Below are 15741 nucleotides of genomic sequence, written 5' to 3'. Positions count from 1 at the left end.
AAGAACGATTTGGTGTATATTTAAGTTTATTAACCAATTATTCACCTATTACTATTTTATGAAAAGACTTTTACTAAGTTTGGTAATGGTTTTGTGCATCGCTGGTGCAGCTTTCTCACAAAACCGGACGATAACTGGTAATGTAACCGGGTCTGAGGATGGAATCCCTCTTCCCGGCGTAAGTGTCAAAGTCGTTGGAGCCGCTGGAGGCTCTGTAACGAATTCCGCTGGACAATATTCTGTCAGTATTCCTCCTGGGGGTACGGCATTGACGTTCTCTTTTATAGGGTTCGTTTCACAAACCATCAGAGTTACTTCTTCAAACACCATTAATGTGGCTTTATCGAATGATGCGAAAGCGCTATCCGAGGTTGTCGTAACGGCGTTAGGTATTCAGAGAAACCGTAACCAGGTTGCTTATGCAGCTCAAACGCTTGACGGGTCGGCAGTAAGCGAAAACCGTTCTCCGAATTTGGGTAGCAGTTTATCTGGTAAGGTTTCAGGTTTGGAGATACGCCAGAATAACACCCTGGGAGGTTCAACGAACGTTGTGATCCGGGGGGTTAAATCTATGACACAGAACAACCAGGCCCTTTTTGTTATTGACGGAGTTCCCGTTGCCAACAACAACATGAATACTTCCGATCAGCAGAGTGGTATTGGAGGGTATGACTATGGAAATCCTGCATCGGATATTAATCCTGATGACGTAGAGAACATTACCGTATTGAAAGGGGCTGCAGCTTCTGCTTTATACGGTTCACGCGGTAGCAACGGTGTAATCCTGATTACTACTAAAAAAGGAAAATCCGGATTAAACATTACTTTAAATACCGGTATCAGTTTAGGTATTATAGACAAAAGTACCTTTCCAAAATATCAGACGAAGTATGGTGGCGGTTATGGCCCGTATTATGGAACTGATGAATCCAATTATCTGGTAAACAATGTTGATATTAATGGTGATGGTATTAATGACCTGGTTGCACCTTTAACAGAAGATGCTTCCTACGGACAGAAATTCGATCCGAATTTAATGGTATATCAATGGGATGCCTTTGATCCGACCTCTCCAAACTTTGGCAAAGCAACCCCGTGGGTGGCAGCAAAGAATGACCCTACAACTTTCTTTGAAAAGCCGTTATCCAATAACCAAAGTATCATGATCAGCAATAGCTATGATAAGGGGTCTTTCAAATTAGGCTATACAAGAGATAATCAGAATGGTATTTTACCGAATTCTAACATCCAGAAAAATACGGTGAACTTCGGTTCAACCTATAATATCAGCAGCAAGCTGACAGCAGGGGCGGATGTGAATTATTCTAAAGTTGATGGAAGAGGAAGATACGGTACCGGTTATAACGGTGCTGGTGTTTACAATCCTGCAACAAACTTCAGGCAATGGTGGCAAACCAATGTAGATGTAAAAGAGCTGAAAGCAGCGTATTTCAGGGCTAAAGACCGTTCTGCAGCAAATCCTGCATTTGTGGGGCAGGAGAATATTACCTGGAACCCGGCAGATTATACAAGCGGAAGGCCAATTTTCTGGGATAACCCATATTTTTCCAGGTATGAGAATTATGAGACTGACAACAGGGACCGTGTAATTGGTAACGTAAATCTTAATTATAAGGTTACCGACTGGCTGAACCTGATGGGCAGATATTCACTGGATACCTATCACCAGCTTCAGGAAGAAAGGCAGGCGATTGGAAGTCTTGATGTTCCTCTCTATTCGAAGTACACCCAGGATTATACAGAGTCTAATGTCGACTTCCTTGCCACCTTTAATAAAAAGCTGAGTGAAGATTTCAATCTGTCAGGCTTATTAGGGGTAAACGTAAGGAGACAGCGCACACAGTCTAATTATGCGATCACGAACGGCGGTTTAGGATTAAGCGGAATCTATTCATTAAGTAATTCAGTAAATCCAATTGAAGCGCCGATAGAGATAGATGCTAAAAGAGAGGTGCAAGGTGTTTTTGCCGGAGCTACAATAGCCTATAAAAACACGTATACATTGGATGGAACGATCAGAAGAGATGCTTCTTCAACGTTGCCTAAAAATAACAACTCTTATTATTATCCATCTGTTTCTGCAGGTTTTGTCTTCTCTGAATTATTGAAAGAGGAAAAGGACTGGTTGTCTTATGGTAAACTGAGGGCCAACTACGCGCAAGTAGGGTCTGATGCTCCAATTTATACTATTGCAAATACCTTTAATATAGCTACGCCATTTGATGGCAGGGCACAAGCGTCGGTTTCAACCACAAGAGGCTTGATTGAGGCAGTAAAGAACAATCCAAATCTGAAACCTGAACAATCAAGAAGTAAAGAGATTGGTGTTGAGGCGTCATTCTTTGGAAGCCGTTTAGGTTTGGATGCGACATATTATAACACTAAAACGATTGACCAGATTTTACCTGTAAGGGTTTCTACTGCAACCGGATATGATTCAAAATACCTGAACTCAGGAACCGTTGTAAATAAAGGTATAGAGCTTTCACTAAACGGATCACCGCTTAAATCGAGAGATTTTGAATGGAAGGTGAATGTAAACTGGACAAGGAACCGGAATAAGGTAACTGAGCTGTTTAAAGATGATTCAGGAAACGAGGCAACAAATCTTTCTATTGCAAGTTTCCAGGGTGGGGTCTCAGTGAACGCATCAATTGATCAGCCATTTGGAACCATCAGAGGAAGTAATTTTGTGTATAATGATAAGGGAGAAAAAGTTATCGGCGCTAATGGAAGGTACCTGCAATCAGCAACTGCAAATGAAACCATTGGAAATATGAACCCAAAATGGACAGGCGGTATCAATAATAGTTTCAGGTACAAGAATGTTAATTTGAGCTTCCTGATTGATATTCGTAAGGGAGGCAGTGTGTTTTCGCTGGATCAGTATTACGGACTTGCTACAGGTGGGTATGAAGAAACCGCTGGTCTAAACGATCTGGGTAACGAGTCGCGCCTTCCTATCAGTGAAGGTGGTGGGATCATTAACCCTGGAGTATTGGCAGACGGTACGCCTAATACCATAAGGGTAACGAATTCCGAGTACGGAAGTTATGGTTACAGACGTCTTCCGGCGGCGGCATTTGTTTATGATGCAGGTTATATCAAATTAAGAGAGGTCATTCTTGGCTATTCTTTACCTCAAGCGTTTGTAAGCAAGCTGGGCCCTCTTAAAGGCGTAGACCTTTCTTTGATAGGAAGAAATTTATGGATCATACATAAAAACCTTCCAAATGCTGATCCTGAAGATGGATTAAGCTTCGGTAACGTTCAGGGTTATCAGGTAGGGTCATACCCGAGCGTAAGAACCTTTGCATTTAACTTAAAAGTTAGATTTTAACATTCATGATTATGAAAAAGATAATATTATTACTGGCCCCTGTACTCCTTGCGATGGGTTGTACCAAGGACCTGACGACTTTAAATAACGATCCCAAAAAACCATTGAGTGTGACATCTGCATCTTTGTTTACAAAGGCTCAGCACAACCTTGTGGATATACTTACCTCTGCAAATGTAAACAGGAACATTTTCAGGCTGATTGAGCAGCATTGGCAGGAAACTACTTATATTGATGAAAGTCAGTATAACATTACTACGAGGCCTATTCCTGATAATCTCTGGAATATATTTTACCGTGATGTGCTTAATAATTTCGAATCGTCAAGAGCTACAATGGCTGTCGATGTAACAGACCCTGTACAGCGCAAAAATGATATTGCAATTTTAGATATTATGGAAGTGTATACCTGGCATTATATTGTAACCACCTTTGGTAATGTGCCTTACAAAGAGGCGCTCAACATAGACAATTCTTTTCCTAAGTATGATGACGCGTTGACTATTTATACCGATCTATTGACGAGGCTGGACGCTGATATCAATGCGCTGACCCTTGGTAAGGAAAGTTTAGGTAATGCTGATGCGATCTATTCAGGTGATGTTGCTCAGTGGAAAAAATTTGCAAATTCCCTGAAACTTAAACTGGCAATTACCGTCGCTGATGCAAACGGTGCACTTGCAAAAACTGCTGCGGAGTCAGCCTTTGCAAGTGGCGTCTTTACTGCAAATGAAGACAGTGCTAAATTTCCCTATGTATCGGCCACACCTAATACGAATCCGGTATGGGTTGATCTGATCCAAAGCGGAAGGTTAGACTTTGTAGCAGCAAGCACTATCATTGATAAAATGAATGCACTGACTGACCCGAGATTGCCATTATACTTTACTAAAGATCCTACCGGTGGATATTCTGGCGGAACGCCGGGTGTAAGCAGTGCATACCCTAATTTCTCACACACAGCAGTTAGTACTACTGCTCCTGCTTTTCCTGGAAATATCCTCGACTATTCTGAAGTTCAGTTTCTGTTGGCCGAAGCTGCTGCAAGAGGCTACAATGTTGGGTCTTCTGCTGATATTTATTATGCAAATGCTATCACAGCATCAATACTGGACTGGGGTGGAACTGCTGCTTCAGCGGCGGCGTACCTGCTGCAGCCAAATGTTGCATATGCGACTGGTGGGAGTAGCTACAGAGAGAAGATCGGTATCCAGAAGTGGATTGCATTTTATAACAGGGGAATTGATGCCTGGGTAGATCAGAGACGTCTTGATTTCCCGGTTCTTAAACCTGCAGAAGATGCGCTTTCTGGTTTCCCTGTTCGTCTTACTTATCCTGTGAAAGAACAGAATGTAAACAATACTAACAGGTCTGCTGCTGCGGCTGCCATAGGCGGAGATGTTGTTGAAACTAAACTATTCTTTGATAAATTTTAATTAGAAAAAAACAAAAAAAGGCTGTCTATGGACGGCCTTTTTTGTTTTTTGACTACCAGTGCCATTCCAAAGAGAATGTTGAAATATGCATGCTTTTAACAATGGATTCGGATTGTTTTATTATACTTTAAAGATGAATGGTAAGATCTGTAGGCTGCTAAGTAATAGCTAGGGTGTTAATGGTTAGAGTTAAATGAGTTAATGAAAAATATCGTTGGGCGAAATATTCAGAGACGACCGTACATCTTTTCGGTTTTTGACCTCCAATCGATATAAAAAAGTAATATTGAATATTTTTCTGCAGATGTTATCTTCCAATCTTTTTGGGAAAGGGGTAAACAGCCATTTGTAAATATGATTTTTGTTCTGAACAGGATTTGAACTGATTAATACTAAGGAAGATTGGGGGTTTTTAATCAATGGTATCGATATATTAATGTTTTGTAATTTTTTCATTATAAAAAGCTTGACAAATATTTTTTTGTTCTATATTAGATTATTATTAACTGATTGTTGACCTAAAAAATATTTACTGAGAGAACTTTACTAGAGTAATCTTCTACAATTTTGCGTTTAATAAAGACGGATATGCGCAAAATTATCCCACGGTGTTCCATACGGACAGGCATTTGTTGCAACAAATTCGCCAGTTATCGATATGAACTTCTTACGCCTTTTTCCATTAACGTAATCATTATAACTTTTATTAACTACTTAAATTATCATTTATGAACAAACTTATACTAAGTATGTTCGTGTTTTTGTTTCTGGCAGGAAACGCTATTGCACAAAACCGAACAGTAACTGGTACAATAACATCACAAGAAGACAAACTTCCTATTCCAGGTGTTAGTGTTAAATTAATTGGAGCCCCGGGTGGCACAGTTTCAGGAAGTGACGGAACGTTCTCTATCAGCGTTCCTTCTAGCGTTAAAACCATTCAGCTATCCTTTTTAGGGTATGTATCTCAAACAGTGAATGTCCCTGTATCAGGAAGATTAAATGTAGCCCTTGCCAGTGATAGTAAAGGATTGAATGAAGTCGTTGTAACGGCTCTTGGTCTAAACAGACAAAGTAAAACACTTGGATATTCATCAACTCAGGTAAGTTCTGAAGAAATCAACCGTGCTGCTCCAACGAATCTTGTTTCAGGATTACAGGGTAAAGTAGCGGGTGTTGACATTTCGAATACTTCAGGATCTCCGGGTGGTTCAAGCAAAGTGATTTTGCGTGGTTTTACATCCATTTCCGGTAATAACCAGCCATTATATGTGGTAGATGGTGTTCCTGTGAACAATTCCCGTCCGGGTGGTACAGCTCCTGCAAATAGTATTGGTGACCTTAGTGAGAATTATGACTTTGGTAATGCTGCTAATGATATCAATCCTAACGATATTGAAAGCATCAGCATTCTTAAAGGTGCAGCAGCAAGTTCACTATACGGTTCACGTGCTTCAAATGGTGTAATCCTGATTACTACCAAAAAAGGTAAAGAAGGGAAATTAAAAATCAATTTCTCAAGTGCGGCATCTTTCACCCAAGTATCAATCGTTCCTGATCTCCAGGAGAAATTCGGTCAGGGATGGGGTTATCAGAACTATCTTGCTGAAAACGGTAGCTGGGGTCCAAGACTTGATGGTCAAATCAGGCCATGGGGATCGGTCGTTGACGGAGTTCAACAAGAGAAGCCATTTACTGCGGTTAAAAACAATTTCAGAGATGCTTTCGATACTGGTGCAGAATATAACAACACTTTGTCATTTAGTGGAGGTAATGATAAAAGCACCTTTAATTTGTCTTATGGCAATGTATATAGCAACGGTATATTGCCGGGCGATAATGATACATACAAAAGAAACACATTTTCCTTGGGTGGATCAACTACATATAAAGCCCTGACCGTAACAGGATCAGCAAATTATATTGGTAAAAACACAAGATTCGTTCAAACGGGACAATCTACTTCTGGTATAGGATCTTCTTTTTATGAAGATATTCTGCAGATACCAGTAGATTATCCTGTTCAGAGTTTTAAGGATTATAATGCGCCATATAATAATGTAAATGACTATTTCTCTCCATTTTCACAAAACCCATATTATTCGATAAACGAAAACGGATCAAAGTTTAAGAGTGATCGTTTTTATGGAAACGTTGATGTGAAAGTAAAAGCTAATGACTGGTTGACTTTTCAATTTCAACAAGGTGCTGATTTAAATAATATTAGTGATAAACTTTGGAATGCCAAAAATGCTCCCATTGCCGGAAGCTGGGCTGGCGGCGGAAACGACGAAGGCTATAACAGACAAGCAAGCGTTGGTAACGTTATTGAGGGATCTGAAAGGTACTTCGAATTCGATTCGAAATTAAATGCACTTTTCTCAAAAAAATTAAATGATGATTGGGATATCAATGGTGTTGTGGGTATGAACTACAATGACCGTGGATCGAGAGCTTTATACACTGGTGTAGAAAACCTTGCTATCCCTGGTTTCTATCAGTTAAGCAATACCGCTAATGACCCGACAACAACTGAAACTGAAACGCAAAGAAGAATCTTTGGTTTATATGCTTCAGCAGCAATCGGCTATAAAGGATACGCATACCTTACATTAAATGCTAGAAATGACTGGAGTTCAACACTTCCTGTAAATGGTAGGAGTTTCTTCTATCCGGGAGCTAACTTATCAGTAATTTTATCACAGGCACTCGATTTATCGAGCACTCCAATCAGTTTCCTGAAATTGAGAGCGGCCTATGGTCAAACAGGTAGTGACACTGACCCATACAGAATTTACAATACATTAAGCAGAACTAATGTTGCTTTAGGATTCGGTAACATTACCTTCCCGATAGGTGGTGTACCGGGATATACTATCTCAAATACGTTGAACAATCAGGACTTAAAACCTGAGATCAGTACTGAAAGTGAATTTGGTGGTGAAATTAAGTTTCTCAATAACCGCATAGGACTTGATGTATCATATTACAACAAAATTACTAATGATCAGATCCTTCCGATTGCATCTTCTCCTTCTACAGGATATACTTTTAGGGTAGTTAACTTTGGTAAAGTTAGAAACAGAGGTCTTGAAGTATCTTTAACAGGTACACCGGTTAAAACAAAAGATATCAGCTGGGATTTGGGCTATACGTTTACCAGGAACAGGAACGTTGTGTTAGAACTTCCAGATGGATTATCGCAAGTTACACTGAATACAGCTTATGATGCTCAATTTTTAGCTAAAGTTGGCCAGCCGTTAGGTGTTTTTGAAGCTCCAGTTCCTTCTTATGACCCACAAGGAAGAATAATTGTTGCAAGTAATGGTTACCCGGTTGTCTCTCCGACAAATGGTAATTATGGAAGCAGTCAGAGAGATTTTATTATGGGCTTAACTAACAGTTTCAGGTATAAAGAATTCACGTTTACATTCACATTGGATTACAGAAAAGGAGGAGTATTTTACTCTGGAACTGCGGACTTGCTGAATTTCGTGGGTAACGATCAGAAAACTCTCTATAATGACAGAAGAACCCTGATCATCCCTAATTCTGTAGTAGCTGTAACTGGCGCCAATGGCGCGGTGACATATGTAGAAAATACTGTACCAATAACAGAGACCAGTACCTCAAACTTATACTATACGTCTCAGGGATTAGCTACGGCGTACAAAAACAGAATTTTGGATAAGACCTTCCTGAAAGTGAGAGATATCACATTGACCTATGCATTGCCGAAAAGCATTGCCAGCAAAATTGGTTCGGACCGTGCAACCTTAACGGCTTTTGGACGTAACTTGTTTACATGGTTACCAAAAGAAAACAGGACAATCGATCCAGAAGTTTCCAACCTGGGAAATGATCTTTCAAGTGAAATAGGGGAATTCAGGTCTGGACCATCTACAAAAAGCTTCGGTCTTTCATTAAACGTATCTTTTTAAGCGATCAATTATGAAAAAAATATTAAATATCAATAACTTAATTATATGTTCTTTACTGCTCCTATCTACAGGCTGTAAAAAAACATTAGATATAAACGAAAGTCCCAATAACCCGGGATTAGAATCTGCTACCGCTGAAGTTCTGTTTCCATCTGCGGTAATGTCAACTGCTGGCCGAGTAGGTGGAGATTTATCAATAGTAGGAGGCCTTTGGGCTCAGTTCTATACACAAAATAATAATTCCAGCCAATTCCGCAATGTGGATATATATAACCTGGCATCAACTTCTACATTTGTTAATGGTCCTTATACTGAGTTATTCTCAGGGGCGTTGTTTGATTATCAATTAGGTATAACTAAATCTATTGAAAAGCAGAATTGGAGCTATAACCTGATGAATACCGTAATGAAGGCTTATACTTTTGAAATTTTGGTTGATTTATATGACAAAGTTCCATACACAGAGGCATTCCAATCCCCAGCGATCCTGCAACCAAAATTTGATGATGGGTATACAATTTACACATCCTTGATTAAGGAAATAGATGCGGCGCTTGCCAAGGATTATACCAGTGTAGAATTCAGTTCAGATCAAATGAGAACTGACTTTATCTTCGGTAGTTCAAGTACATTTGCCGATGAAATGGAAAACTGGCATAAGTTTGCAAATACTTTAAAATTGAAAATGTATCTGCGCATGGTTAACGCTAAACCTGCAGAAGCAGAGGCAGGCATCAGAGCTTTATATGCCTCAAATGCTGAATTTCTGGACTTAAGTGCTGCGGTAAGCAATTTCACTGATGTACCAAACAGAAGTAACCCATTCTATGAGTACAACTTCAGAAGACTTAATACTCCTGATAACCTCAAGGCCAGCGTTACATTTACAAGCTGGCTGAACAAAAATAATGACCCAAGATCAGTTGCATATTTTGGCGTAGCAAATCCCGTACCTTCGATTAATCAAGGAGATTACCTGGGAGGTTCTGCACATCCGGAATACAACAAAGCGGTAAACATTATAGTGAATGCTACTGATCCTGTAAACTTTATCAGTGTTGCAGAATCATATTTTATGCAGGCGGAGGTGTTAGAACGCTATTTTGGTGGCGCTGGTGCGGAAGCAATGTATAATGATGGAGTAGCTGCAGCATTTGCTCAGGTTGGAATTACTCCTTCTGCTACGATCTTAGCTACTTATGCTTATCCAACCGGATCATTTGAGACGAAGTTAGAGGCTATTATCACTCAGAAATGGGCTTCGCTTGTTGGTTCTCATGGCCTGGAGGCTTTCTTTGAGCAAAACCGCACGGGGTATCCGAAAACTAGTCCGGTATTTTCTACAGACCCTACTTACATTCCAGGACAAATTGTATTTACTCCTAATGCAGTCACGGGTGTTGGTAACTTTCCTAGACGTTACGTCTTCCCTAATGATGAAAGAAGCAGAAATACTAATACTCCTGCTGAAGTTCCGGTTTACACTAAGGTGTGGTGGGGTAAATAGTATAAACTTTAATATAAGATGAAAATGAAAAAAAATATTATAATCAATGCTGTCATGATGCTGTTACTGATAGTATTATCCTCATCATGCAAAAAGGACCAGGAGATTGGTGGTACAGCTGTTCAAAATCTGTCGGGTGACTGGTATGTAAGAGTAAACAATACAGGCGCATATGTGATATTATCTACCTACAATACGTCGGCAAATGTTGCCACGGAAATGTGGGTTCGGTCTACTGCCCTTAAGGCGGGAACTACCGTGATTGGAATACAGGGTAAGGTAGCTGTTGATGTGGGAAATCAAGCATTCACAGCAACAAATACGGCGAATATAGCAGCCACCAAAACTACCATTCCAACGTTTAGCGTAGCTAATGGTAAAGTTGTTACAAATGGCACTACAGGACCTGTTTCTAAAACGCCAACAGATTCAATATCTTTTGACCTGACCATAAACGGGGTAACTTATAAAGTAGAAGGTTATCACAGGACAGGTTTTATGCTTGATGAGCAGCCTTAAAGAATTAATAATAAGAATACAGCCGTATTTTTGCCGCGGGTTTTAAATAATCCCTTGCAGAAACGTTGTAATTCATTCATTAACAGGTCGGTTTCCAATAGGAGACCGGCCTTTTTTTTTAATTTTATCCCCACTTAAGGGGGTTTTTGAGGAAAATAAATTTCAATATGTTTGCCGTTTGTCAACATAATTGAATTTTAATGAAAAAAAAATCTACTATTAATTTTATTTTGGGTCTGTACTTCGATAGGCGCAATGGCTCAGGCCAGAACAATTTCTGGTGTAGTAAAATCCAGGGCTGACGGTCAGCCTGTTCCGGGAGTTTCAGTCAAGGTCGCAGGAGGCTCTGGAGGAGTAGCTACAAACAGCGATGGCGCTTACTCTATCGTACTGAACGCTGAGGCTAAGACTTTAGTATTTAGTTCGCTGGGATATACTACACAAACGATCTCCATTGCAGGATTGAGCGTTGTTAATATCACCCTGGAAGATGATTCAAAACAGCTTGGTGAAGTTGTTGTGACGGCACTGGGTATCAAACGTGAAACCAAAGCACTTGGTTATGCTGCCCAGAGTGTACAGGGTGGTGATTTAACAAAGGCAGATCAGGGGGACGTATTAAAGTCGCTCTCCGGCAGGATCGCCGGTGTGCAGGTAACATCATCTTCGGGAACACCTGGCGCTGCAACTTATATCCAGCTACGCGGGGCTAATTCCCTTACGGGGAATAATCAGCCTTTGTTTGTGATTGACGGTAATCCAATCAATAACTCGCAGAATTCCTCTGGAGACCCCGCTGCAGGGTCAGGTAATGTACTGGAAGGTGCTACCAACTCAAACAGAGGGTCTGACGTAGATCCGAATGATATTGAAAGCATTACAGTTTTAAAAGGACCTGCTGCTGCTGCAATTTATGGTATAGAGGCGGCAAACGGTGCGATCGTCATTACCACGAAAAGAGGGAAGGCAGGAAGAGCTCAGGTGGACTTTAACACAGGGGTATCTTTTGATGTGGTTAATCGTTTGCCTAAGCTGCAGAACCAGTGGGTTAAGGGTGAAAATGGCGTCCTTGCTCCATTTTCATCTACCAACAGATATTCATGGGGCCCTAATGCCAAAGATTTATCCTGGACGGGTGTTCCTAATGAATTTGATTCCCATGGCGATCTGGTTTTGAACTCTGACCCCGCAGCGAAGATTCCTTTCGTGCCATACGATAATTTGAATAATTTTTTCAGAACAGGATCAACCCTTACCAATTCGGTTGCTTTAAGCGGTGGTAATGAACAGGCAACATACAGGACATCCATCAGTAACAACTATTCCAATTCAATCGTGCCGCTGCAGCACTTCCAGCGTACGTCTGTTTCTTTTGCCGGTGATCTGAAGATATCTGACAGGCTGAAAATGTCAAGTAATGTAAATTACATTACAAGTGACGGCAATATGCCGCAGCAGGGTAGTAATACATCGGGTATTATGCTTGGCTTAACCCGCACACCGATATCATTTGACAACTCCAACGGCGGGAAATCAGCAGATGACCCATCGGCAATTCTATTATCAAACGGACTGGTTCGTTCCTATAGGAACGGCGTTTATGATAATCCTTACTGGACAATCAACAAAAATCCTTATTCCACCTATTTAAGCCGCCTGCTGGCCAACGCACAGGTAGATTATGATTTAGGTAAGGGGTTCAGCGCAATGTACAGGGCAGGGCTTGATACCTATCAGGATAACCACCATCAGTATTATGAAATTCAATCCGGATATGCACCGGCGGGTAAGATCTATGATGACCGTTATACCTACAGAAGCATAAACAATGACCTGATTTTAAGTTATGCCAAACAGCTTACCGGTAAACTGAGGTTTGACGGAAAAGTGGGGGGTAACCTGTACAGCAGAAAGATAGACAGGCTGTATGTTCAGGGCGACGGACTTACATCTCCCGATTATCATAATATTTATAATGCTATTACTATCAAATCTGCAAACCTGATCACACCTTACAGAAAAGAAGGCCTGTATTATGATCTCAATCTTTCTTATGCTTCTATGTTATACCTGGAAACCACAGGCAGGAATGACTGGACTTCAACATTACCAAAAGGAAATAACTCGTTCTTTTATCCTTCGGCAAATGTGAGTTTTGTGTTTTCTGAGCTTGAAGGATTGAAAGGAAGCAGCGTATTAAGCTTTGGTAAGATCCGCGCTTCAATAGCGCAGGTGGGGAAAGATCCCTCATCATTCTTAACCAGCTCATTTTATGTACCAACTACTTTTAATGATGGTAATACCACGGGCATATCATTCCCAAGTAATGGAATCCCTGGTTATTCGCAGAACGAAAGACTGGGCAATCCGGATCTGAAGCCTGAGAAAACCACGGCATATGAACTGGGAACGCAACTTCAATTCTTTAAAAACCGCTTGGGGTTTGACATCACAGGCTATTACAGTAAAGGAAAGGACCTGATCGTGCAGGCTCCGGTCGCTGGATCTTCCGGTTACCAGTACATTACCCTGAATTCCGGTTCAATCAGGAATAAAGGGCTGGAAGTGCAGATTACAGGTACGCCCATTAAAACCAATGATTTTGAATGGACTGCCTTCCTGAACTACAGTATGACCAGAAGCAAGGTGTTATCCCTGGCTGATGGTGTACAGCAAATTACCTTAAACGGATTTACAGGAACTGTGATTGCCCAGCTGCCCGGCAAACAGGCCGGTGCTATTTATGGATACGGCTATACCAGGGATGGAAGCGGTAACATCGTCATTGACGACCGGCCGGTTGCTAACGGAGGTGGTTATCCATTAGTGAATACCAATGAGCAGAAGCAAATAGGAAATCCAAACCCTAAATTTTTAATGGGATTAGGTAATACGCTTACCTATAAAGGATTATCGCTTTATACATTGCTGGACTGGAAATTTAAAGGGGATATCTGGAACGGTACCAGGGGGTCACTTGCTGCGATCGGAACTTCGGATCTGACAAATAACAGGAATACCAATACCGTATTTTCCGGCGTTTCAGGACACCTGAATGCAAGCGGAGATCTGGTTCATTACAGCGCTGCAGGTGCGGAAGTTCAGGGTGCAGGATCTGCAAATACGGCAAGTGTTCCTTTGGACCAGGCTTGGTACCAGGGAAATGGTGGTGGCTTTGGTAACTTAAATGAAGCTTTTATTGAGGATGGCTCTTACATTAAACTGAGGGAGGTTTCCCTGTCATACGACTTTAAAAAGCTCTTTGCAAGGATGAATAATCCTTTTATCAAAAGCATGACTGCAGGGGTGTATGCCCGTAATATTATCATCTGGACGCCATACCATGGTATTGATCCGGAAACCAGTTTAACAGGTGCCTCTAACGCCCAGGGCATAGATTATTTTAATAATCCGGGTACGTCAAGTTATGGCTTGAACCTGAAGTTTAAGTTTTAACCTATTTTAAAGAACACATGAAATTTATAACCATAAATAAAATCAAAAAAAGTCAGCTGCTGGTACTTCTGATGGTGGCAGTGACATTTTCTTCCTGTAAAAAAGGGTTTTTGAACGATGACCTGAACAACGATTCTTCACAATTGCAGAACCCCCTTCCGTCTGGGTTATTACCGGGAATCATTCAGAGCACAGGATATATAATGGGAGGTGATGCGTCCAGATACCCTGCTAATTTTATGCAGCAGGTAACCGGAGTAGCAAATCAGTCCGTACTGGTCAACAGATACGAGGTCTCTGCGGATGACGTAGATGATATGTGGACTGCAGGGTTCTACAGTATAATGGGCAATACCAATGCGATGATTAACCTGGCGAAAGTTAAAGACCAGGGTCATTATGGTGCAGTAGGGAAAATAATGCTTGCCTATAACCTTGGAGTGACTACTGACATGTGGGGAGATGTACCATATTCAGAGGCCTTTTTGGGAAAGGCAAACCTTCAGCCTAAATATGATACGCAACAAAGTATCTATGCCGCTATAGACCAGCTATTGACCGAGGCAGCAACCAGCCTGGTCACTTCAGACGGAAGCCCTTTCCAACCGGCTGCGGACGATCTGTTATTCGGTGGAGACCTGGGATTGTGGACCAGATTTGCGCATTCACTTAAAGCAAAATTCTATCTCCATCTGGCAAAAAGAGACATTTCCAATTATACCAAAGCGCTTACTGAAGTTCCTTTAGGATTTAAAGCAGGTGAAAGCGCGGCGGTGAAATTTTCCGGTACAAGTGTTCCTACGCAGAACCCATGGTTTCAATTTAATGATCAGCGTCCTGACATTGGATTTACAGGTACATTATACAATCTCCTGAAGAATGCCAACGACCCAAGGTTGGCGGTATATCAAACGGTAAATGGCGGAGATGCCTCTCTGGGCCCTCTCTACGGGAGCCCGAATTCATCCGTTTACCTGATGAGTTATGACGAGCTAAAATTTATTGAAGCCGAAGCCCAGTTCCAGGGAATGGCCGATAAAACGGCGGCAGCGGCAGCATATAACATTGCAGTAGCAGAAAACTTAACAAGAACAGTAAAGGATGCATCTTATGCCGGTGCTGTTTCAAAAACTGCTGCAGATATTACGCTGAATGATATCATGACGCAGAAATACTTTGCCCTTTTCCTGAATGCTGAGGTTTGGACCGACTATAGAAGAACAGGGTTGCCTGCATTGACGGCAACTCCGGGAAGCGCATTAAACGGAACCTTGCCGCGTAGTTTACTTTATCCTATCGGTGAACAAAGATATAACCCAAATACTCCAAAAAATACCAGCCTGTCAAGGCGCGTCTGGTGGGATGTTCAGTAAAAATAATCAGTTATGAACTGGCGGCCAAATTCTATTGGCCGCCTTTTTTTTGTCTTTTATAAAATTTCGGTTAAAAATTTTCAATTACTAAAACGTTTATCTTGACTTTTTAGTCACTGAATAGTCATAATAAATTACATATATGTGT

The 15741-nt window shown here is 41.1% G+C and carries 7 protein-coding genes; all 7 read left to right on the top strand.

Annotated features, from left to right (window positions below; translation table 11 throughout):
* Positions 1–58: 58 nt before the first annotated feature.
* A complete protein-coding gene (locus BLW16_RS13285) occupies positions 59–3361 on the top strand; it encodes a SusC/RagA family TonB-linked outer membrane protein (RefSeq protein ID WP_090557368.1) in 3303 nt (1100 codons plus the stop codon).
* Positions 3362–3372: 11 nt separating this feature from the next.
* Positions 3373–4797 (top strand): SusD/RagB family nutrient-binding outer membrane lipoprotein, encoded by a 1425-nt coding sequence (locus tag BLW16_RS13280; protein WP_090557707.1) that lies wholly within the window; start codon positions 3373–3375, stop codon positions 4795–4797.
* A 728-nt stretch (positions 4798–5525) separates the two neighbouring features.
* Positions 5526–8738 carry a SusC/RagA family TonB-linked outer membrane protein gene (locus BLW16_RS13270; protein ID WP_090557364.1) on the top strand — a complete coding sequence of 1071 codons (3213 nt, stop codon included), beginning with the start codon at positions 5526–5528 and terminating at the stop codon, positions 8736–8738.
* 10 nt (positions 8739–8748) lie between these two features.
* Positions 8749–10245: a SusD/RagB family nutrient-binding outer membrane lipoprotein gene (locus BLW16_RS13265; RefSeq protein ID WP_090557361.1), complete on the top strand. Its 1497-nt coding sequence runs from the start codon at positions 8749–8751 to the stop codon at positions 10243–10245.
* Between the two features lie 24 nt (positions 10246–10269).
* Entirely contained in the window at positions 10270–10764 is a 495-nt protein-coding gene (locus tag BLW16_RS13260) for a lipid-binding protein (RefSeq protein ID WP_175470575.1), read from the top strand.
* Positions 10765–11019: 255 nt separating this feature from the next.
* On the top strand, positions 11020–14220 hold the full coding sequence (locus BLW16_RS13255; protein ID WP_090557357.1) for a SusC/RagA family TonB-linked outer membrane protein: 3201 nt from the start codon (positions 11020–11022) through the stop codon (positions 14218–14220).
* Between the two features lie 17 nt (positions 14221–14237).
* Positions 14238–15593, top strand: coding sequence for a SusD/RagB family nutrient-binding outer membrane lipoprotein (locus tag BLW16_RS13250; protein ID WP_090557355.1), 1356 nt, complete (start codon positions 14238–14240; stop codon positions 15591–15593).
* Positions 15594–15741: the final 148 nt, after the last annotated feature.

Origin of the sequence: Pedobacter hartonius, assembly GCF_900107535.1 — a bacterium.
Classification (GTDB): Bacteria; Bacteroidota; Bacteroidia; order Sphingobacteriales; family Sphingobacteriaceae; genus Pedobacter; species Pedobacter hartonius.
The sequence above is the reverse complement of the archived record's forward strand: the minus strand, read 5'-3'. Positions and strand labels throughout refer to the sequence as shown.

Bases quoted from the DNA above. Each gene is read 5' to 3' on its own strand.
- BLW16_RS13285 (WP_090557368.1), top strand. From the start codon at position 59: ATGAAAAGACTTTTACTAAGTTTGGTAATGGTTTTGTGCATCGCTGGT.
- BLW16_RS13280 (WP_090557707.1), top strand. From the start codon at position 3,373: ATGAAAAAGATAATATTATTACTGGCCCCTGTACTCCTTGCGATGGGT.
- BLW16_RS13270 (WP_090557364.1), top strand. From the start codon at position 5,526: ATGAACAAACTTATACTAAGTATGTTCGTGTTTTTGTTTCTGGCAGGA.
- BLW16_RS13265 (WP_090557361.1), top strand. From the start codon at position 8,749: ATGAAAAAAATATTAAATATCAATAACTTAATTATATGTTCTTTACTG.
- BLW16_RS13260 (WP_175470575.1), top strand. From the start codon at position 10,270: ATGAAAAAAAATATTATAATCAATGCTGTCATGATGCTGTTACTGATA.
- BLW16_RS13255 (WP_090557357.1), top strand. From the start codon at position 11,020: ATGGCTCAGGCCAGAACAATTTCTGGTGTAGTAAAATCCAGGGCTGAC.
- BLW16_RS13250 (WP_090557355.1), top strand. From the start codon at position 14,238: ATGAAATTTATAACCATAAATAAAATCAAAAAAAGTCAGCTGCTGGTA.